General features: G+C 70.3%; 21 protein-coding genes. 10 read left to right on the plus strand and 11 right to left on the minus strand.

The annotated features are described in order from the left end of the window. Positions 1-38 precede the first annotated feature (38 nt). Positions 39-1,241 (plus strand): multidrug effflux MFS transporter, encoded by a 1,203-nt coding sequence (locus ACFYVR_RS03695; RefSeq protein ID WP_387469711.1) that lies wholly within the window; start codon positions 39-41, stop codon positions 1,239-1,241. A 243-nt stretch (positions 1,242-1,484) separates the two neighbouring features. Here ACFYVR_RS03695 and ACFYVR_RS03700 read toward each other — a convergent pair whose 3' ends face one another. Next, positions 1,485-2,267, minus strand: coding sequence for a siderophore-interacting protein (locus tag ACFYVR_RS03700; protein WP_387469713.1), 783 nt, complete (start codon positions 2,265-2,267; stop codon positions 1,485-1,487). 134 nt (positions 2,268-2,401) lie between these two features. On the opposite strand from ACFYVR_RS03700, the gene ACFYVR_RS03705 reads away from it, so the two are divergent. The 7 genes from ACFYVR_RS03705 (at position 2,402) to ACFYVR_RS03735 (ending at position 10,682) form a co-directional block, all read left to right on the plus strand. After that, positions 2,402-2,986, plus strand: a complete 585-nt coding sequence (locus ACFYVR_RS03705; protein ID WP_387469715.1) for a hypothetical protein — start codon at positions 2,402-2,404, stop codon at positions 2,984-2,986. A 138-nt stretch (positions 2,987-3,124) separates the two neighbouring features. Further along, positions 3,125-3,466, plus strand: a complete 342-nt coding sequence (locus ACFYVR_RS03710; protein WP_387469717.1) for an L-rhamnose mutarotase — start codon at positions 3,125-3,127, stop codon at positions 3,464-3,466. Between the two features lie 51 nt (positions 3,467-3,517). Beyond that, the gene (locus tag ACFYVR_RS03715) at positions 3,518-4,876 is read left to right on the plus strand and encodes an MFS transporter (RefSeq protein ID WP_387469718.1); all 1,359 of its coding nucleotides are present in this window, start codon (positions 3,518-3,520) and stop codon (positions 4,874-4,876) included. 41 nt (positions 4,877-4,917) lie between these two features. Beyond that, positions 4,918-6,078, plus strand: coding sequence for an L-rhamnose isomerase (gene rhaI, locus ACFYVR_RS03720; RefSeq protein WP_387469720.1), 1,161 nt, complete (start codon positions 4,918-4,920; stop codon positions 6,076-6,078). Between the two features lie 51 nt (positions 6,079-6,129). After that, positions 6,130-8,169 carry a bifunctional aldolase/short-chain dehydrogenase gene (locus ACFYVR_RS03725; protein ID WP_387469722.1) on the plus strand — a complete coding sequence of 680 codons (2,040 nt, stop codon included), beginning with the start codon at positions 6,130-6,132 and terminating at the stop codon, positions 8,167-8,169. After that, on the plus strand, positions 8,166-9,665 hold the full coding sequence (locus ACFYVR_RS03730; protein WP_387469724.1) for a rhamnulokinase family protein: 1,500 nt from the start codon (positions 8,166-8,168) through the stop codon (positions 9,663-9,665). The genes ACFYVR_RS03725 and ACFYVR_RS03730 overlap by 4 nt, the downstream gene beginning before the upstream one ends. Before the next feature lie 9 nt (positions 9,666-9,674). Beyond that, positions 9,675-10,682: a LacI family DNA-binding transcriptional regulator gene (locus ACFYVR_RS03735; RefSeq protein ID WP_387469726.1), complete on the plus strand. Its 1,008-nt coding sequence runs from the start codon at positions 9,675-9,677 to the stop codon at positions 10,680-10,682. Here ACFYVR_RS03735 and ACFYVR_RS03740 read toward each other — a convergent pair. Genes ACFYVR_RS03740 through ACFYVR_RS03755 form a run of 4 tightly spaced genes read right to left on the minus strand, consistent with a single transcriptional unit; the run spans position 10,679 to position 14,208 of the window. Next, entirely contained in the window at positions 10,679-11,203 is a 525-nt protein-coding gene (locus ACFYVR_RS03740) for an EVE domain-containing protein (protein WP_387469728.1), read from the minus strand. The genes ACFYVR_RS03735 and ACFYVR_RS03740 overlap by 4 nt on opposite strands. Then, positions 11,184-12,344 carry a DNA-processing protein DprA gene (dprA, locus tag ACFYVR_RS03745; RefSeq protein ID WP_387469730.1) on the minus strand — a complete coding sequence of 387 codons (1,161 nt, stop codon included), beginning with the start codon at positions 12,342-12,344 and terminating at the stop codon, positions 11,184-11,186. Before dprA ends, ACFYVR_RS03740 begins: the two co-directional genes overlap by 20 nt. Further along, positions 12,341-13,852 carry a YifB family Mg chelatase-like AAA ATPase gene (locus tag ACFYVR_RS03750; RefSeq protein WP_387469732.1) on the minus strand — a complete coding sequence of 504 codons (1,512 nt, stop codon included), beginning with the start codon at positions 13,850-13,852 and terminating at the stop codon, positions 12,341-12,343. Before ACFYVR_RS03750 ends, dprA begins: the two co-directional genes overlap by 4 nt. Further along, positions 13,852-14,208, minus strand: coding sequence for a YraN family protein (locus ACFYVR_RS03755; protein WP_387469734.1), 357 nt, complete (start codon positions 14,206-14,208; stop codon positions 13,852-13,854). The genes ACFYVR_RS03750 and ACFYVR_RS03755 overlap by 1 nt, the downstream gene beginning before the upstream one ends. Positions 14,209-14,324: 116 nt before the next feature. On the opposite strand from ACFYVR_RS03755, the gene ACFYVR_RS03760 reads away from it, so the two are divergent. Together ACFYVR_RS03760 and ACFYVR_RS03765 are read left to right on the plus strand one after the other, a co-directional pair. Continuing rightward, complete coding sequence (locus ACFYVR_RS03760) at positions 14,325-15,074, plus strand: DUF2786 domain-containing protein (protein ID WP_387469736.1); 750 nt, start codon at positions 14,325-14,327, stop codon at positions 15,072-15,074. Next, positions 15,071-15,583 carry a TIGR04338 family metallohydrolase gene (locus ACFYVR_RS03765; protein ID WP_387469738.1) on the plus strand — a complete coding sequence of 171 codons (513 nt, stop codon included), beginning with the start codon at positions 15,071-15,073 and terminating at the stop codon, positions 15,581-15,583. The genes ACFYVR_RS03760 and ACFYVR_RS03765 overlap by 4 nt, the downstream gene beginning before the upstream one ends. Before the next feature lies 1 nt (position 15,584). Here the strand turns inward: ACFYVR_RS03765 and ACFYVR_RS03770 are convergent, their stop codons facing one another. The 6 genes from ACFYVR_RS03770 to ACFYVR_RS03795 form a co-directional block, all read right to left on the minus strand. Continuing rightward, on the minus strand, positions 15,585-15,908 hold the full coding sequence (locus tag ACFYVR_RS03770; RefSeq protein WP_345343313.1) for a DUF2469 domain-containing protein: 324 nt from the start codon (positions 15,906-15,908) through the stop codon (positions 15,585-15,587). 58 nt (positions 15,909-15,966) lie between these two features. Further along, positions 15,967-16,668 carry a ribonuclease HII gene (locus ACFYVR_RS03775; protein ID WP_387469740.1) on the minus strand — a complete coding sequence of 234 codons (702 nt, stop codon included), beginning with the start codon at positions 16,666-16,668 and terminating at the stop codon, positions 15,967-15,969. Between the two features lie 11 nt (positions 16,669-16,679). Next, a complete protein-coding gene (lepB, locus tag ACFYVR_RS03780; protein ID WP_387469742.1) occupies positions 16,680-17,465 on the minus strand; it encodes a signal peptidase I in 786 nt (261 codons plus the stop codon). A gap of 166 nt (positions 17,466-17,631) precedes the next feature. Continuing rightward, positions 17,632-17,973, minus strand: a complete 342-nt coding sequence (rplS, locus tag ACFYVR_RS03785) for a 50S ribosomal protein L19 (protein WP_387469744.1) — start codon at positions 17,971-17,973, stop codon at positions 17,632-17,634. After that, the gene (locus tag ACFYVR_RS03790) at positions 17,970-18,962 is read right to left on the minus strand and encodes a hypothetical protein (protein ID WP_387469746.1); all 993 of its coding nucleotides are present in this window, start codon (positions 18,960-18,962) and stop codon (positions 17,970-17,972) included. The genes rplS and ACFYVR_RS03790 overlap by 4 nt, the downstream gene beginning before the upstream one ends. Next, positions 18,959-19,885, minus strand: coding sequence for a formylglycine-generating enzyme family protein (locus tag ACFYVR_RS03795; protein ID WP_387470342.1), 927 nt, complete (start codon positions 19,883-19,885; stop codon positions 18,959-18,961). The genes ACFYVR_RS03790 and ACFYVR_RS03795 overlap by 4 nt, the downstream gene beginning before the upstream one ends. Between the last annotated feature and the right edge of the window lie 61 nt (positions 19,886-19,946).

Below are 19,946 nucleotides of genomic sequence, written 5' to 3' on the forward strand. Positions count from 1 at the left end.
GCTGGGTCTCCTATGTGACCCGAGCGATACCGATTCCGATGTTGTTGACCCTGGCACTGCTGTCCGCGATCGCCCCGCTGGCGACCGACATGTACCTGCCGGGGTTGCCCGCTCTGGGCGACGACCTGTCGACGTCGACCTCGACCGTGCAGTTGACGCTGACCACTTTCATGGCGGGTCTCGGTGTCGGGCAGTTGATCGTGGGTCCGTTGTCCGACGGGTGGGGTCGCCGCACCTTGCTGCTCGGGGGCACCGTCCTGTTCGCGATCAGCGGCCTGCTGTGCGCGATCGCGCCGTCCGCCGGCGTCCTGATCGCGGCGCGGCTGCTGCAGGGCTTCAGCGGCGGCGCGGCGATCGTGCTGGCGCGCGCGGTGATCGCCGATCGCGCGAAGGGCGACGTCGCGGCGAAGTTGTTCTCGATCATGATGATCATCGGTGGTGTCGCCCCGGTCCTGGCTCCGTTGGCCGGTGGCGCACTTCTCGGTCCGATCGGGTGGCGCGGCATCTTCTGGGTGCTCGCGGGCGCGGGCGTCGTGATGGTGCTCGGTGTTCTCGCACTGATCCCCGAAACGCTCGAACCCGAGCGCAGGCACACCGGCGGCCTCGGCGCGCTCGCCCACAACGTGCGGTACGTCGTCGGCAACCGCCGTTTCGTCGGGTACGCCCTGACGTTCATGTTCGGGTTCGGCGCGTTGTTCTCGTACATCTCGGCGTCCCCGTTCGTGGTGCAGGACGTGTTGGGCCTGACGCCCGGCCAGTTCTCGATCGTGTTCGGGGTCAACTCGATCGGCATCGTGCTGGGCAGCATCGTCAACACCCGCCTGATCGGACGGTTCCACGCGCGGCAGCTGCTGTCGTTCGGTGTGCTGCTGCTGCTCGTCGCGGGTGTCGCGCTGACGCTGGAGGTGACGGTCGGCGGTACGCACCGCGCCGTGGTGCTGCCCCTGCTGTTCGCCGTGACCACCGCGATCGGCTTCATCATGGGCAATGCGACCGCGCTCGGGCAGTCGGAGGTGCCGAACGCCGCGGGCACCGGATCGGCGTTGATGGGTGCCGGCCAGTTCGGATTGGCGGCCGTGGTCTCGCCGCTGGTCGGGGGCGCGGCCACCGGGATGGCCACCAGCATCCTGGTGTGTGCGGCGATCGCGGTGCTGGCTCTGTTCACCCTGACGCGGCCGGGGCGCGCCGACACCTCCGCCGAGACCTTCGCCGACGAGGCGCCGGCGCCGGCGGAGGCCTGACCGGGGATCGGGTTGAACCACCCGCAGTCGGCGACGCCCGTTCTTCCGGACCGAGGGCTGTCTCCCAATTCCTCTCGGATGCTCCTGGCAGCACAATCGTCGGCCGACAAGCCCCAGGAGTCGCGCCGCGGGCTCCGCTCCTGCGCGGAGGAGAAGCCGACACCGCGGCGGCCGACGACAACGCAGCGGGGCGGCGATCGGGCACCAGGAGCGCCGACAAGGGAATCGGGAGACGTGCCCTGACTAACCGCGTTCGGCGGCGGCGAGGTCGGACTTCCACACCCGGAAGCCCTCCTCGGTGCGGCCTCGGCGCCAGTACCCGGAAATCGACGCCCATTCGGCGGTGACGCCGCGTTCCTTGCGGATGTAGGGGCGCAACCCGTGCATCACCGTCTGCGCCTCACCGTGGATGAAGACGTGCGGCTGTCCGTCCCACCACTGCGCGGCCTTGACTGCGGGGATGAGCAGTGCGTTCTCGCCGGCCAGCTCGTCGCCGACCTCGTTCGCGCCGCCGCCGCGGTGGATCCAGGTGATGGTGACGTCCGCGTCGGTGCGCAGCTCGACCTCGTCCTCGGGGCCTGCGACCTCGATGAAGACCTGGGCGCGCGCGCCCATCGGGAGTGCCTCCAGCGCGGCGGCGATGGCGGGGACGGCGGACTCGTCGCCGGCGAGCAGGTGCCAGTCCGCGTCGGCACGCGGCGCGTACGCGCCTCCGGGGCCCCGCAGCCGGAGCTGTTCGCCCGCCTGCGCGGAGGCGGCCCAGCGCCCCGCGACGCCCTCGTCGCCGTGGACGACGAAATCGATTGCGATCTCCCGGTTCTCGTCGTCGATCCGGCGGACCGTGTAGGTCCGCAGCACGGGTTCTGCGTCTGTTCCGAACTCGAGCTTGACGTAGGCGTCGGTGTGCCCGTTCGGCACGAAGTCGTCGAAGCCGGAGCCTCCGAAGTACACCCGGACCAGGTGCGGGGTGAGTCGTTCGGTGCGCTGCACCGTCAACGCGGCGGTCGGTCGCGTCTGTCGCGCCATGTGTGAACCTCCAAATTATTAGGTTTACCTAACGATACGCGCCGGCAGCCGGGGACCGTCGACGACGATCCGCTCCGGGCACCCCGCAGTGGCTGGCATACTCCTTCGGTCGCACCCGGCTCCATCGGAGGATCATGAATCTCGCTCGCCGTTTCGCCCCCGCCGTTCTGCTCGTCGCCGTCGCCGCCGCGACCGCCTGCTCGTCCTCGTCCGCCGCGGAGACCGCGGCCGGCGAGTCCTCCGCTGAGCGGTGCGTCGACGCGGGCCTGCCGAACGCCACCGCCGAAGAACTGGTGGACGTGCTGCGACCGCAGCCGGCAGGCGAGCCCGACGACGCGTACCGGAAGCTGGCCGCGCAGTTCGAGGAGTCGCGCGCCGCACAGGTCGCGCGGGTGGAGGCCGGTGGGGTGTTCGCGGCAGTGCCGGACGGCGGCGACGCCGCCTTCGCGGAGGCCGTGTGCGGCGCCGCACGCTGGGACGCCGCGACGACACCGGACGGCATCAACCTCCCCGAGGTGCGCACCCAGCGGGCGTTCCTGGCCGCCGCCGGCCACACCTTCTGCGACACCTACGAGCAGCTCCGGCCGTCGGCGGAAGCGACCGGTGCCTGGTCCGACTGGTCCGGGTACGTGGCGATGATGACTCGCGGCGACGACAACGACGACGCCCGGCAGATGTACGCCGCCGCGCTCGACCACATCTGCCCGCAGTTCGGGTAGTCCCACCACGTCGCACCCCACGGCCCCGGACGGTCCTCCGTCCGGGGCCGAATTCATGCCTCTTGACCGAGTCACCCTCCTGCCTTACTGTGGCTGCAATCACGCATTGAAACGTTTCAATCAGCTGAGGGGCCACAGATGACCACCACCGAGCGCGTGTGCTTCCTGATGCGGCTGAAGCCGGACCGGGTCGACGACTACCTGGACGCGCACACCGTGGTGTGGCCCGAGATGCTCGACGCGCTGCGCGCGACCGGGTGGCGCAACTACTCGCTGTTCCTGCGCCCCGAGGACGGCCTCGTCGTCGGCTACCTGGAGACCGACGACTTCGAGCGCGCGACGTCCGAGATGTCGAAGACCGCGATCAACACGCAGTGGCAGGACCGGATGTCCGAGTACTTCCTGTCGCCCGACGGCGACTCCGGCGCGAATCCCGACACCGTCCGCAGCCAGCTCACCGAGTACTTCCACCTCGACTGAGCGCATCCCCTTCCCTCTATCCTGAGAACCGAGAGCCACGAGGACCACGCCATGAAAGTAGGAGCACGCTCCACGACCGGGTGGAAGGCGACAATCTCGGTCGCCATGTCGAACTACATCGAAGCCGGTTCGATCATCGCGATCGCCACCAGTCTCGCCTTCTGGCAGGACGAGTTCGGCATCAGCAACTTCGCGGTCGGACTCCTGGCCGCCCTGAGCGCCAACGCTTTCGGCGCCGCGATCGGCGCTGCCGTCGGCGGCCCGCTGTGTGACCGGTTCGGCCGCAAGGCGATCTACACCTACGACCTCCTCGCGTACATGGCCGGTGTGTTGCTCGCCGCGTTCGCGGTGAACTTCACGATGCTGCTCGTCGCGTTCGTCGTCACGGGCATCGCCGTCGGTGCGGGCGTGCCCGCGTCGTGGACCTACATCGCCGAACAGGCCCCCACCCACGAACGCGCCAAGCATGTCGGCACCGCGCAGCTCGCGTGGTCGATCGGACCACTGATCGGATTCGCCCTCGCCGCGGCGCTGGCACCGCTCGAACTGCTGGGCTCGCGCATCATCTTCCTGCACCTGTTCGTCGTGGCAGCCGTCGTCTGGTGGATCCGGCAGGGACTGCAGGAGTCGAAGATCTGGACGGACGAGGGCCTACGGGAATCGCGTGAGCTCGCGTCGAGCGTCGGTGCGCGGGGCCTGCGAGGGCTCTTCTCCCGCCGGGTGAACATCACCGCCCTGCTCTTCCTCGGCGGCATCTACCTGTTCTGGAACACCGTCGCGGGTCAGGCGGGCATCTTCATGCCGCGTGTCTACGAGACCGCCGGACTGCACAGCGCGGTGCAACAGAATCTGCTGCAGGTGCTGGTGTGGGGCTGCACCGTGGCGGCGACGTACTTCGGCTTCATGCGGTACGCCGACCGGATGTCGCAGCGCCTGCTGTACGTGGTCGGCGCCGCGCTCGGCATCGTCGGCTGGTTCGTGCTGGTGGCCTTCACCGACGGCGGCGTGACCACGATGCTGGTCTTCGCGGTCCTCTGGGGCGTGTCGAGCGGTATCGGCGCCCAGGCCTTCTACAGCCTGTGGGCGAGCGAGCTATTCGCGACTCCGTACCGGGCCAGCGCGCAGGGCGTGATGTTCTTCGTGGTGCGCACCGCGACCGGTCTGCTCAGCTACTTCTTCCCGACCCTGCTGGCGGCCACCGGCCTGCCGGTCGTCGGTTCACTGCTGATCGGGCTGCTCACCGTCGCCCTCGTCATCGGCGCGATCTGGGCTCCGAACACCCGAGGAAAGACGCTGCAGGAGATCGAGGTCGAGCGTTACGGCGCACCGGTCGACGCATCCGGCAGCCCCGCGGCACCCGTCACCGAACTCCCCACCCAGGCCCGCGCCACGGCGCCGACCACCGCCTGACATCCGAACCCGGCTTGCACCGCGTCACCGAAGGACCTTCCATGACCTCCCTCGACAACCCCCTCCTGGACAACCTCGCCATCGAGCTCCCCTCCTGGGCGTTCGGCAACTCGGGCACCCGATTCAAGGTCTTCGGGACACCCGGCACTCCCCGGACCGTCGAGGAGAAGATCGCCGACGCCGCCACCGTGCACCGGTTGACCGGCCTGGCTCCCACCGTCGCCCTGCACATTCCGTGGGATCGCGTCGACGACTACTCCGCGCTCGGTGAGCTCGCCGCAGACCTCGGTGTCCGCCTCGGCACGATCAACTCCAACACCTTCCAGGACGACGACTACAAGTTCGGCAGCCTGACGCACACCGACAAGGCGGTGCGGCAGAAGGCGATCGACCACCACCTGGCCTGCATCGAGATCATGAACCTGACCGGGTCGCGTGATCTGAAGATCTGGCTCGCCGACGGCACCAACTACCCCGGCCAGGGCGACATCCGCGGACGGCAGGACCGTCTCGCCGAGTCGCTCGCGACGATCTACCAGCACATCGGCGACGACCAGCGGCTCGTCCTCGAGTACAAGTTCTTCGAGCCCGCGACCTACATGACCGACGTTCCGGACTGGGGCACGTCGTACGCGCAGGTCACCGCCCTGGGTGAACGCGCCGTGGTCTGCCTGGACACCGGCCACCACGCGCCGGGCACCAACATCGAATTCATCGTCGCGCAGCTGCTGCGGCTCGGGAAACTCGGTTCCTTCGACTTCAACTCCCGCTTCTACGCCGACGACGACATGATCGTCGGGGCCGCGGACCCGTTCCAGCTGTTCCGGATCATGTTCGAGGTCATCCGCGGCGGCGGACTGGACGCGGACTCGACGGTCGCGCTGATGCTCGACCAGTGCCACAACGTCGAGGACAAGATTCCGGGTCAAATCCGCTCGGTCCTCAACGTGCAGGAGATGACGGCCCGGGCGCTGCTGGTCGACGTCGACGCCCTCACAGCCGCCCAGGAGGCGGGAGATGTGCTGGGCGCCAACGGCATCTTCATGGACGCGTTCTACACCGACGTCCGTCCCGCACTCGCCGCGCGCCGGTCCGAGCGTGGCCTGCCCGCCGACCCGATGGCCGCGTTCGCCGCGTCCGGTTACGCCGAGAAGGTCGCCGCGGAACGGGTCGGCGGAACCCAGTCGTCCTGGGGCGCCTGACCCTCCCCCAGCTCGAACACTCCCCCTGCTCGACCACAAGGAGATCCACCCATGACCACCCACCCCACGGTCGCCGAGCTGATCGCCCGCTCGAACCGCCTCGGCGCCAACCCGAAGAACACCAACTACGCCGGCGGGAACACGTCCGCGAAGGGCACCGCCACCGACCCGGTGACGGGCGAGGACGTCGACCTGCTGTGGGTCAAGGGTTCCGGTGGCGACCTCGGCACGCTCACCGAGAGCGGGCTGGCCGTGCTGCGGTTGGACCGGATGCGGGCCCTCGTGGACGTGTACCCGGGCGTCGACCGTGAGGACGAGATGGTCGCCGCGTTCGACTACTGCCTGCACGGCAAGGGTGGCGCGGCACCGTCGATCGACACTGCCATGCACGGTCTGGTGGACGCCGCCCACGTCGACCACCTGCACCCGGACTCCGGCATCGCGATCGCCACGGCCGCCGACGGTGAGGCACTGACCGCGAAGATCTTCGGCGACCGGGTGGTGTGGGTGCCGTGGCGTCGCCCCGGTTTCCAGCTCGGTCTCGACATCTCCGCGATCAAGAAGGACAACCCGCAGGCCATCGGCTGCATCCTCGGCGGGCACGGCATCACCGCGTGGGGTGAGACGTCGGGGCAGGCGCAGGCGCATTCGCTGGAGATCATCGCGGCCGCGGAGGAGTACATCGCGGCCAACGGCAGTCCGCAGCCGTTCGGTGCGCCCGTCGCCGGGTTCGGCGCCCTCCCCGAGGCGGACCGCCGCGCCAGGGCGGCCGCCCTGGCTCCGTTCGTCCGCGGACTCGCGTCGACGGACCGGCCGCAGGTCGGGCACTTCACCGACGCGGACCCGGTCCTCGAATTCCTCGCCGGCAGTGAGCTTTCCCGCCTCGCCGACCTGGGCACCAGCTGCCCCGACCACTTCCTGCGCACCAAGGTCAAGCCGATGGTGCTCGACCTGCCCGCCTCCGCGACCGTCGAGGAGTGCAAGGCCCGGCTGACGGAACTGCACGAGGCGTACCGCGCCGAGTACCGCGCCTACTACGACCGCCACGCGACCCCGGACAGCCCGGCGATCCGCGGCGCCGACCCGGCGATCGTGCTGATTCCCGGCGTCGGAATGTTCAGCTACGGCAAGGACAAGCAGACCGCGCGGGTCGCGGGCGAGTTCTACCTCAACGCGATCAACGTGATGCGCGGCGCCGAGGCCGTGTCGACGTACTCCCCGATCGAGGAGTCCGAGAAGTTCCGGATCGAGTACTGGGCGCTCGAGGAGGCCAAGCTCGCCCGGATGCCGAAGCCGAAGCCCCTCGCCACCCGCATCGCACTCGTCACCGGCGCCGCGTCCGGCATCGGCAAGGCCATCGCCACGCGACTGGCCGCCGAGGGGGCGTGCGTCGTCATCGCCGACCTCGACGAGGCCAAGGCCCGGGCCGCCGCCGAGGAGATCGGCACCACCGACGTCGCGGTCGGGATCGCCGCCGACGTCACCGACGAGGCCGCCGTGCAGTCCGCGATCGACGCCACCGTGCTCGCGTTCGGCGGCATCGACATCGTCGTCAACAACGCCGGGCTGTCGCTGTCGAAGTCGTTGCTGGACACCACCGCCGCCGACTGGGACCTGCAGCACGACGTGATGGCGCGCGGCTCGTTCCTGGTGTCGAAGGCCGCAGCCCGCGCGTTGATCGACCAGAAGCTCGGCGGCGACATCCTCTACATCTCGTCGAAGAACTCGGTGTTCGCCGGCCCCAACAACGTCGCGTACTCGGCGGCGAAGGCCGATCAGGCGCACCAGGTCCGGCTGCTGGCCGCCGAGCTCGGCGAGCACGGCGTGAAGGTGAACGGGATCAACCCCGACGGGGTGGTCCGCGGTTCCGGCATCTTCGCCGACGGCTGGGGTGCGCAGCGGGCCGCGGTCTACGGCGTCGACGAGCAGGACCTCGGCAAGTTCTACGCCCAGCGCACCCTGCTCAAGCGGGAGGTGTTGCCGGAGAACATCGCAGCCGCGGCGTTCGCTCTGTGCAGCGCGGACTTCTCGCACACCACCGGTCTGCACGTCCCGGTCGATGCCGGTGTGGCGGCGGCCTTCCTGCGATGAGTACCCGCACACGGTCCGGCCAGGTGGCGGCGATCGACCTCGGCGCCACCAGCGGCCGGGTGATGGTCGCCGACATCGGGCCGGGCCGGCTCGAGCTCGAGCAGGTCGCCCGGTTCGCCAACGATCCGGTGCACATCTGGAACGGCCACCGCACCGCACTGCACTGGGATCTGCCGGGCCTGTTCGGGGACGCGTGCGCGGGGCTGGCGGAGGCCGGGCGGCGGTGCGAGAACCTGGTCGGCATCGGCGTGGACTCCTGGGCCGTCGACTACGCGCTGCTGCGTGACGGGCGGATGCTCGGACTGCCGCACCACTACCGCGACGACCGCACCGACACCGGTGTCCGGTTGGTGCACGACCGGCTCGACCCGGCGGAGCTGTACCGCCGCAACGGACTGCAGTTCCTGCCGTTCACCACGGTGTACCAGCTGGCCGTCGAACAGTCGGACGGTCTCCTCGGCGCGGCCGATTCGGCGCTGCTGATCCCCGATCTGATCGGATACTGGCTGACCGGCCGGCGCGGCACCGAACGCACCAACGCGTCGACCACCGGACTGCTCCACACCGACGGGCACTGGGACCGCGAGCTCCTCGAACGGCTCGGCCTCCCGGCGGATCTGTTCCCGGACCTGGTCGAACCGGGGACCGCGCTGGGACCGGTGCTCCCGGACGTCGCGGCCCGGCTCGGGCTGCCCGCCGCGACCACGGTGACGTCCGTGGCGTCGCACGACACCGCGTCGGCCGTGGCGGCGATCCCGATGGATCCCGGGTCGTCGGCGTACATCTCGTGCGGCACCTGGGGTCTGGTCGGTGTGGAGCTCGAGGCACCGAACGTCTCCCCCGCGAGTCGGCAGGCGAACTTCACCAACGAGGTCGGGGTCGACGGCCGAATCCGGTTCCTGCACAACGTGATGGGGCTGTGGCTACTGAGCGAGACGCTGCGCCAGTACGAGCGTGAGGGTTATCGCGCGGACCTGGCCGAGTTGCTCGCCCAGGCCGCCGAGGTGCCCACCGCGTTCGACGTGTTCGACACCGAGGACCCGTCGTTCCTGCCGCCCGGCGACATGCCCGGCCGGATCCGCGCCTGGTACACCGATCGCGGACTCCAGGTGCCGGTCACCCGCGCGGAGACGGTGCGCGTCATCGTGGAGAGCCTGGCCGCAGCGTTCGCCGACAGCGTGCACCGCGCGGCCGCGCTGTCCGGTGTCCCGGTGCAGCGGGTGCACCTCGTCGGCGGCGGTTCGCAGAACCGGCTGCTGTGCCAGCTCACCGCCGATCGGCTGGGTCTTCCGGTCCTCGCCGGCCCGGTCGAGGCAACCGCGCTCGGCAACGTCCTGCTGGCCGCCCGCGCGCACGGACTGGTGGACGGTGACCTGCAGTCGATGCGAGCACTGGTGGCGAACCGCTTCCCCCCGCAGCAGTACCACCCCCGGACCCGGCGCTCGCGGGCACTCGCAGCCCCGGCAGCGGACGGCGGTGGGGTGACCGTCTGCTGAGATGGGGGCATGGGTGTGAGCATGCGGGACGTCGCAGTGTCGGCGGGAGTGTCGGTCGGAACCGTCTCGAACGTGCTCAACGCACCGGAGAAGGTGGCGCCCGCGACGGTCGCGCGGGTCCACGCCGCCATCGACGAGCTCGGGTTCGTCCGCAACGACGCCGCTCGTCAACTGCGCGCCGGGCGGTCGCGGTGCGTCGGGCTGGTCGTTCTCGACATCGGCAACCCCTTCTTCACCGACATCGCACGCGCCGCCGAACGCCGCGCGGGTGAGCACGACCTGACGGTCCTGCTCGGCACGTCCGACGACGTCCCGTCCCGCGAGCGCGCCTACGTCGACGCCTTCGACGAGCAGCGCGTCTTCGGTCTGCTCGTCTCCCCCGTCGGCGACGACCTGACGCGCCTCGACGCCCTGCGCGACCGCGGCACACCGGTGGTCCTGGTCGACCGCGACGGCGCGGGCACCCCGTTCGACTCGGTTGCCGTCGACGACATCGCCGGCGGTCGGCTCGCGGTCGACCACCTGCTGGAGTCCGGGCGACGGCGCATCGCCTACGTCGGCGGTCCGGCGACGCTGCGACAGGTCGGCGACCGCAGGCGCGGCGCCGAACTCGCGGTCGCCGACGTCCCCGGTGCGACACTCGAGGTGATCGACACTCCCTCGCTGAGCATCCTGGCGGGACGCGACGTCGGAGAAGCGCTGCAGCGCAGACCGATCGCGGACCGTCCGGACGCGGTGTTCTGCGCCAACGACCTCCTCGCCATCGGGGTGATGCAGGCACTGACCATGCTCGGCGACGTCCGCATCCCCGAGGACGTCGCGCTGATCGGCTACGACGACATCGACTTCGCCCGCTCGACGGTGGTGCCGCTGTCGTCGGTCCGCCAGCCCACCGCCCTGATCGGCGCGACCGCGGTCGACCTCCTCGTCGACGCCGCGCATCACCGCTCACCGCGACGGACGCCGTCGAACCCCGTCTTCCAGCCCGAGCTCGTGGTCCGCGCCAGCACCTCCTAGGCGTGCCAGCCCACGCGGGACAGCAGGTCGTCGGGCACCCGGTCAGCGAGCAGGCAGGCCAGCGCGGCCGTCTCGGACCGAGTGAGGTAGCTGGGATTCGACATCCGGGGCGCCCGCAGCTGCTCGCAGAGTTGCAGTTCGGGCGTCTGCTTGATCACCTCGCGGGGCAGGTACGTCGCGCGGGTCAGCCGGACCGCGTCGTACTCCACACCGAGACACGGCTGAGCTGCTCGCTCGACGTCCACGGCGGGGACGGCGTCGAACCCGTCCGGCCAGTCGAGGGCGCCGTCGCTGGTGACGCGGCCGAATTCGTAGATGCCCGGATTCCTCGATCCGGTGAGCCACAGTGCCACCAGGTCTCCCTGCCGTATCAGTGCGGGCCTCCGGGACGCGGCGCTCACGCTCCACCTGCTCGGGTGCACCGCCGGCTCCGCCTCGTCGGCGACACTGCCGTGGTAGTCGAACACCGCCGGGTTGCTCTTGACGATCCAGCACCCGACGTCATGTCGTGAGATGGCCATTGCCCTCGTCCCTCCCCGGTGATGCGACCCGGAACCATCCGGTGTCGTCCTGCGCGACAAGACCTTCCATTTCCAGCGCCGGCAGCGCCCCGCGGACCGCGGAGAGCGGTTGCCCGGACGATTCGGACAACTCGCGGACCCCGACCGCGCCGGTCGCGGGCAGCGCCTCGTACACCTGCGCCTCGATCACCGACAGTGCGTCCAGGCGGCGCGCAGGCCCGGACTCACGCTCCCCCACCGTGATCGGGCCGGCCGCTTCGATCACGTCCGCCGCCCGCGCGACGAGCTGCGCCTCACCGTCACGGATCATCCGGTGACAACCCACCGACGCCGCGGACGTCACCGGTCCCGGCACCGCCAGCACCGGACGACCGAGCCGGGCCGCCCACGCCGCGGTGTTCCGGGCGCCGCTGCGCACCCCGGCCTCGACGACCAGCACCGCGTCCGACAGCCCGGCGACCAGACGGTTCCGCGCGAGGAACCGGTGCCGGGCGGGCGTGGTCCCCATGGGGTACTCGCTGACCACGAGGCCGTGCTCGGCGATCTCCCGCAGCAGACGGGCGTGCCCCGCCGGGTACGCCCGGTCGACACCGCAGGCGAGTACCGCGACCGTCGATGCCCCCGCGGCGAGCGCCGACCGGTGTGCGACGCCGTCGATGCCGTACGCCGCGCCGGACACCGTGGTCCAGCCGACGCCGGACAGGTCCTCGACGAAGCGCGTCGTGACGTGTTCGCCGTAGCCGCTGGCGGCGCGGGTCCCCACGACACCGACAGCGCGCTCGGTGAGGTCGGACAGCGACCCGGAGCCGACTATCCACAACGCCAGTGGCGCCGACGCCTCACGGTCGCGGCGGGTGTCGATGCCGCCGAACGCCAGCAGTTTCCACGCCGGCCAGTCCTCGTCGTCGGGCGTCAGCAGCCGGCCGCCGAGCCGGTGCAGACGCTCGAGATCCTGCGCGGCGGTGTCGACGTGCCGCCGGGCCGCGGTGCGGGTGCGCAGCACTTCCGGCAGGTCCGCCTCCCGGACCGCGTGGGCCGCGTCCTCCGGCCCGACCGCCGCGACGAGTTCCGCGAGCGGCGCGCAGGGCCCCAGCGACACCTGCGACAGGTAGGCCCACGCCAACAGCCGCGAGTCGCTCATGCCGCCCACCGGTCCCGGAATCCGAGCGCGCACCCGACCTCGTCGGCGCCGGGCACCGTCAGACCGGCCAGATCGGCCAGCGTCCACGCGACCCTCAGGGCGCGGTCGGCGCCGCGAGCGGTGATCTCCCCGGCCCGCAACGACCGTTCCATCGCGGCGAGCGCGTCGCGGCCGAGGCGGAAACGTTGCCGCAGGGCCGGTCCGGGAACCTCGGCGTTGGTCCGCCAGCCGAAGTCGCTCCACCGCTCGACCGCGGCGGCGCGGGCCTGCTCCACCCGGGCTCGCACGGCGGCGGTGCTCTCCGCCGCGTCGGCGGTGTTGAGTGCGCCGACCGACACGGCGAACATCTGCACCCGAAGGTCGACACGGTCCATCAGCGGGCCGGAGAGTTTGCCGAGGTAACGGCGGCGGGCGGTGGGCGCGCAGACGCAGTCCTCCTGCCGCGGTGGCGCACACGGGCACGGGTTCGCGGCGAGGATCAGCTGGAATCGGGCCGGGTACGTGGCGACGCCGTCCCGGCGGGCGATCCGCACCTCCCCGTCCTCGAGCGGGGTGCGCAGCGCCTCGAGGGTCTTGACCCCGAGTTCGGCGCACTCGTCGAGGAACAGCACCCCGCGGTGCGCCCGGCTCACCGCGCCGGGACGCGCCATCCCCGACCCGCCGCCGACGAGGGCACTGATCGAGCAGGTGTGGTGCGGTGCAACGAACGGCGGCTCGGTGATCAGCGGGCGGTCCGCGGTCAGCAGGCCCGCGACCGAGTGGATCGCGGTCACCTCGAGGGACTCCTCCTCGCTGAGGGCCGGCAGGATCCCCGGAAGTCGTTGCGCCAGCATCGTCTTCCCGATCCCCGGAGGTCCGGTGAACATCAGGTGATGGGCACCGGCCGCCGCGACCTCGAGCGCCATCCGGGCGTCCTCCTGCCCGGCGACCTCACTGAGATCCGCGACCACCCGTTCCGGTTCCCGCTCCACCGCGCCCGGTTTGGCGAGCAGCAATTCGCCGCGCAACCACTCGACGACCTCCCGCAGATCCCGCGCCCCGAGCACGTCGATCCCAGCGACCAGACCGGCCTCGGCGAGCGCCACGTAGGGCACGACGACCGTCGACCACCCAGAGTGCTTGGCGGCGAGCACCGCGGGCAGGATCCCCCGCACCGTGCGCAGTCGCCCGTCGAGCGCCAACTCCCCCAGCAGCACGGTCTTCTCGAGGTCCGCCACCGGGACGGCCCCGTCCGCGGCCAGCACCGCACATGCGAGCGCCAGATCGTAGGCGCTGCCGCCCTTCGGCAGCGTCGCCGGCGACAGTGCCAGGATGATCCGCGAATCCGGCCACTTCTCCCCGGAATTCGTCACCGCCGCCCGCACCCGGTCCCTCGACTCCTGCAGCGCGGTGTCGGGCAGCCCTACGAGGTGCGTGCCCGGCAGCCCGCGACCGAGGTCGGCCTCGATCTCGACGAGTTCGCCCTCGACTCCGCGCACCGCGACCGAATGCGCCCGCCCCAGGGCCATCAGAACACGCCCTCGAGATGCGTCAGCTCCGGCTCGCGACCGGGGGCCAGCACCACCGCGACCACGTCGAACCGCACCCGCGCCCAGCCGCGCGGCTGCTCCCGCAACCAAAGTGCGGCGAGTTTCCTGATCCGGGTCCGCTTCTCGTACGTCACCGCTTCCGCCGGCATCCCGAAGCCGTGACCGGTGCGGGTCTTGACCTCCACGAACACCACGCCCGCGTCGTCCTCCGCGATCACGTCCAGCTCGCCGTACCGGCAACGCCAATTGCGCTCCAGCACCACCATGCCCCGCCCCACCAGGTGCCCGACGGCCAGTTCCTCGCCGAACGCCCCCAACTCCACGTTTCGTGCCATACGCCGAGACTGCACCCGACCCTCACCCGAGCCTCCGGAGCGACCTTGGCTTTCCCGCGGGCCTGTGGATGAATTCCGGCCTGTGGACAAAGAAGGCAGCGCCTATTCTCGACCGGGTGAGTTCGGAGAAGATGCTGGTCCGGATCGGGGGGCTGCTGCGGCAGGCCGAGTCGACGGACAATCCGCACGAGGCGCAGGCGTTCATGGAGGCCGCGCAGCGGCTGGCGACGGCCACCGCCATCGACCTCGCGGTCGCCCGCGCGCACACCGCGGGCCGGGAGCGGCGCGCGACGCCGGTGCAGCGCGGCATCCGGATCGGCGAGCCGGGGCGCAAGGGGCTGCGCACGTACGTGCACCTGTTCGTCGCGATCGCCCTCGCGAACGACGTGCAGTGCGACGTCGCACACAACTCGACGCAGGTGTTCGCGTACGGGTTCGAATCCGACATCGACACCTGCGAGGCGCTGTACTCGAGCCTGCTGCTGCAGATGGTGCGCGCGTCGGACGCCTACATCCGGTCGGGTGCGCACCGTCCCGTCGCGGGGGTGACGGCGCGGCTGAACTTCCAGTTGGCGTTCGCCGCGCGGATCGGGCAGCGCCTCGCCGAGACCAAGCAGGAGGTCGAGGCGCAGGCGGTGCACGACGCCGCCGACGACGGCGCGGGCACGGCACTGGTGTTGCGGGACAAGCAGATCGAGCTGCGCGACTTCTACTCCGAGACGTCGAAGGCGCGCGGGACGTGGCGCGGCGCGCAGACCGGGATGGCGCGGTCCGACAAGGCCCGCCGCGCCGGTGACCGCGCCGGCCGCGACGCCCGACTGGGGGCGAACGCCGAACTGCCCGGCGCACGGAAACGGCTCGCGTGAGCGTCCGCGACACCCAGCGCTCCCGGGTGTACGAGGCGGAGTCCGTGGTACGCGGGATCTTCGACCGTGCGGACCGCGGCACCGGCCGCCAGCTGGAACTGTTCGGGTCGCGGTTGACGCTGCCCGTCGAGCGGCGGTTCGCGTCGGTGCAGTCCGTGCAGGCCTACGCCGACCGGGTGCTGGCGTTGAACTGGGTACGGGCCCGCTGGCCCCGATCGGCGGTCCCGGTGACGGTCCGTGCCCGGGCGGCCAGCGGCGCCGCCCACTACGAACCGGCGACCTCGACGCTGGCCGTCCCGCTGCACACGGGCGGCACCGCCTGGGCGCTGCGGGAACTGGTAGTGCTGCACGAGCTGGCCCACCACCTCGAACCGGACGGAGCCGACACCGCCGCCCACGGCCCCGAATTCGTCGCGCGCTATCTCGTTCTCGTCGACGAGATCATCGGCGGGGAGGCGGCGTTCGTGCTGCGCACCACCCTCGCCGAGAACGGTGTGCGGGTGGGGTAGATCAGGACCCGAACGGGCCGTTGTCGGGCAGCCGCAGGTCGGACTTCTCGAGTTCCTCGATGTTGACGTCCTTGTAGGTGATCACCCGAACGTGCTTGACGAACCGCGCGGGGCGGTACATGTCCCACACCCAGGCGTCGGCCATGCGCACCTCGAAGTAGATCTCACCGTCGGCGTTGTGCGGCACCAACTCGACGGAGTTCGCGAGGTAGAACCGCCGTTCGGTCTCGACGACGTAGGCGAACTGGCCGACGATGTCCTTGTACTCACGGTAGAGCGAGAGCTCCATCTCCGTTTCGTACTTCTCGAGATCTTCGGCACTCATCGGATTCGTCGTCCTCCTACTGTTCTCTCGCCGGTCCGGGTTCGGCCCTGACGCTCCATCATCCCGCACCGACCGCCGCGGTGTACATCTCACCCTCCGGACGCGCCGTGAGGCCGGCGGCCGCACGCACGTTCGCGTACGACATCCGGTGCTCCGGGCTCGGTCCGAGGACCGTCAGCGCCGCGCTGTGCACGGGTGTGCTGTAGCCCTTGTGCGCGGCGAACCCGTAGCCCGGCAGCCGGTCGTCGAGCGCGATCATCGTCCGGTCGCGGGACACCTTCGCCAGGACGCTCGCGGCCGCGATGCACGCGGCGGACGCGTCACCGCCGATCACCGGCAGCGACGGCGCGGGAAGTCCGGGCACCCGGAAGCCGTCCGTCAGGACGTAACCCGGAGGCACGGACAGCCCGGCGACCGCGCGGCGCATGCCCTCGATGTTGGCGACGTGCACACCGAGCGCGTCCACCTCGGCGGCCGGAATTTCGACGATGCACCACGCCAGGGCCAGTCGCTGGATGACCGGGAAGAGCTCGTCCCGGGCCCGTTCGGTGAGCTTCTTCGAATCGTCCAGGCCTTCCAGCGCCCGATGCGGCTTCGGACCGAGCGCACACGCCGCGACCACCAGCGGTCCGGCGCACGCACCACGACCCGCCTCGTCGACTCCGGCGACGGGACCGAGCCCGGTCCGGATCAGCGCGGACTCCATCGTCCGCAGACCCGAGGCTCTGCGGATGACGGTGCGGGGCGGCCACTTGCTCACGTTCGTTCGCGTCAATTCGTCTGGGGGTTCGGGGACGAGATCATGCCCCACCGCGACGGCGGCAGCACGATCGCGACCGCCTTGCCGATCACGTTGTCGATGGGCACGGTTCCGCCCAACTCGTCACCGACGTGGTAGCGCGAGTCCGCGGAATTGCTGCGGTTGTCGCCCATCACCCATAGGTTGCCCTCGGGAACGGTGTAGGGACCGAAGCAACGACCGGAGCGAATCGGGGTGTCGCAGGTCTGCGTGCCGGGGGTGAACGGGAAGTCGTTGACGACGTACGGCTCGTCGAGGGGTTTGCCGTCGACGAGGACGCGTCCCTGGTCGTCACAGCACTCGACGGTCTGGCCGCCCGTCGCGATGACGCGCTTGACGAGGTCGTTCTCGTCGGGCGGGACCAGGCCGACGAGCGAGCCGAGTTCCTGGATGCCGCGAATGACGACGTTCGACGACCTCGTGGAGACGAACTCACCGTTCCAGGAGTCGGGTCCCTTGAAGACGATGACGTCGCCGGGATCGGGGTCGCCGAATCGGTAGCTGATCTTCTCGACCAGGATGCGGTCGCCGGTGCAGCCGGCGCAGCCGTGCAGGGTCGGTTCCATCGACTCGGACGGAATCAGGTAGACCCTGGCGATGAACGTCTGCAGCACGAAGCTCAGGAGCAACGCGACGACGATGAGGATGGGCAGTTCCCGCCAGAACGAGCGGGGCTTCTTCCGGGCCTTCGTCGACGTCGTGTCGGGGCCTTCGGCGCCGCTGTCCGGCGCCGTCGATTCCTGCGGGGTATCTACCACCGGATCAGGTTAGCGCTACCGGCTTCCGGTGGTTGCTTACGTCGGCGTGGCAGAAGTGGGAGAAGGCAGACGGGGGGAAGCAGAAGTGGGCGAAACGGAAAAGACCCGGCCCAGAAAGTCTGGGCCGGGTCGACACCGAATCGGGCTGTGCCCGGTTCGGAGAAGCTCAGCGCTTTTCCTTGATCTTCGCGGCCTTGCCACGGAGGTCGCGCAGGTAGTACAGCTTGGCGCGACGCACGTCACCGCGGGTCACGACGTCGATCTGGGCGATGTTCGGGCTGTGCACCGGGAAGGTGCGCTCGACGCCGACGCCGAAGGACACCTTGCGGACGGTGAAGGTCTCGCGGATGCCGCCGCCCTGACGCCGGATCACGACGCCCTTGAAGACCTGCACGCGCTCCTTCGAGCCCTCGATGACCTTGACGTGCACGTTCAGGGTGTCGCCGGGACGGAACTCCGGAATGTCGCTGCGGAGTGACTGGGCGTCCAGGAAGTCCAGTGTGTTCATCGGTTGATCCATCCTTGCGTTTCTTCGCACGAGCAGAGGACCCGAGCGGCACCGATTGCGCGGTGCTCGGCTGGTTCGTACTCCGATTGGGTAGGTGCGCCTGGTACAGGCAACCCGTCCATTGTGCCAGACGGGCAGATGGACGGCGAAATCAACCGGTCAGGTGTGGGGGCGGGAGGGGCGGGCCGGACCGTCCGCTCGAGCTCCTCCTCCGTCGCCGTCACCGCGTGCGCGACGCTGGGTTTGCCGGCGATCAGGTCCTGCACGTAGATCTTCGCGCGCACCACCGGGCGTCGGTACCTCTTCTCCCGCACCACCGCCCGGGCCATCTTCTTCGGCTTGTCGCCGTACCGCCAGCGCGCCCACGGCGCACCCGGTCGGCTGATCCGGATGGCGCCGATCAGCAGGAGCGGGAAGAAGAACATGCCGAGCAGTCCCGTCCAGATCTTGCCCTTCGCGATGACGATCGCCGCGATCGAGAGACTGACGAGGGAGGAGAATGCGAGCGCCACGCGCACCCACGTCTCGGGGTTGTCCCGGAAGTCGGCGAAGTCGATGATGGCGGACGGCCGCGCCCCGAGCAGCAGCAGACCGGTCACCGCGAGAGCCACGAAGACGGCGTCGACGGACGCGCGCCCCTGCTCGGCCCAGTACACGTCCTTGAGGTAGAAGATCAGCGCGAACTCGTCGAGGACCAGCGCCGCACCGACCCCGAACAGCGCGGCGAGCACCGCGCCGACAGCCTGCGACCCGTCCTCGTACACCGCGATCAGTGCGATGCCCGACACCGTCATCGTGACCACACCGAACACCACGTGATGGACGTGCTGACCGCCCGGGGTGACGTTGCCCGGCCACCACCGCACGTTCGCCCGGATCATCCGGACGCTGAACCGGATGAACGCGAAGCCACCGATGAATCCCAGCAGGAAGAACAGCAGAGGCAGGCGGCCGTGCTCGACGATCTCGTGCTGGAACCAGCGGCTCATCGACCCGGTGCCTCCCCCCGGACGATGCAGCGGAACCCGACGTGGCAGGTGGACGTCTCCTCCGACTCCCCCTGCCTCGCCGAGGGCCGGTAACGCAGGCAGTAGTTCGGTGCGCACAGGTGCGAGCCGCCCTTGATCACCCGCCGTGGATACGTCTCGCCGTCGTGCAGTGCGGCCGTCTCCACCCGCGGATTGCTGGGGATGCAGCACGAGCTCGCCGATGCGACGTTCCGTCCGGACACGCTGTGGTCGGCGGTGTGGAAGTCGCTGGTCCACTCCCAGACGTTGCCCGCCATGTCGGACAGCCCGTAGCCGTTGGGCCGGAAGGACCCGACCGGTGACGTCCCGACAAAACCGTCCAGTGCCAGGTTCTGCCACGGGAACTGGCCCTGCCACGTGTTGGCCTGCTGCCTGCCGCCGGGCGCGAACTCGTCTCCCCAGGCGTACGTCGCGCGATCGAGGCCGCCGCGGGCCGCGAACTCCCACTCGGACTCCGTGGGCAGGTCCTTGCCCGCCCACCGCGCGTAGGCGAGCGCGTCGGCGTACGCGACGTGGGTGACCGGATGCCGTTCCCGCCCACCGACGCTGCTGCCGGGGCCGTCCGGATGCCGCCAGTCGGCGCCGGGCACCCACGACCACCACCGGCGGAAGTCGTCGAGGGGAACCGGACCCGGCGGCGGCGTGAACACCAGCGACCCGGGCACCAGGTCGGCGGGGTTCGCGTCCGGATAGTCCGCGGGGTCGGGCGCCGTCTCGGCGACGGTGACGTGCCCGGTGTCCTTCACGAACCGGCGGAATTCGGCCACCGTCACCGGATGGGTGTCCATCCAGAACCCGTCGACCCGCACCTGGTGGACGGGACGTTCCTCCGGGTAGAAGTCCTCCGACCCCATCCAGAAGACCCCGCCCGGAATCCACGCCATGTTCTTGCGACCTGTCACCGACCCTGCTGCCACCGCCATGAGGTAGAGCATTGCACCTCGG

The sequence above is a fragment of the Rhodococcus sp. NPDC003318 genome, from assembly GCF_042879035.1.
Lineage (GTDB): Bacteria > Actinomycetota > Actinomycetes > Mycobacteriales > Mycobacteriaceae > Rhodococcus_G.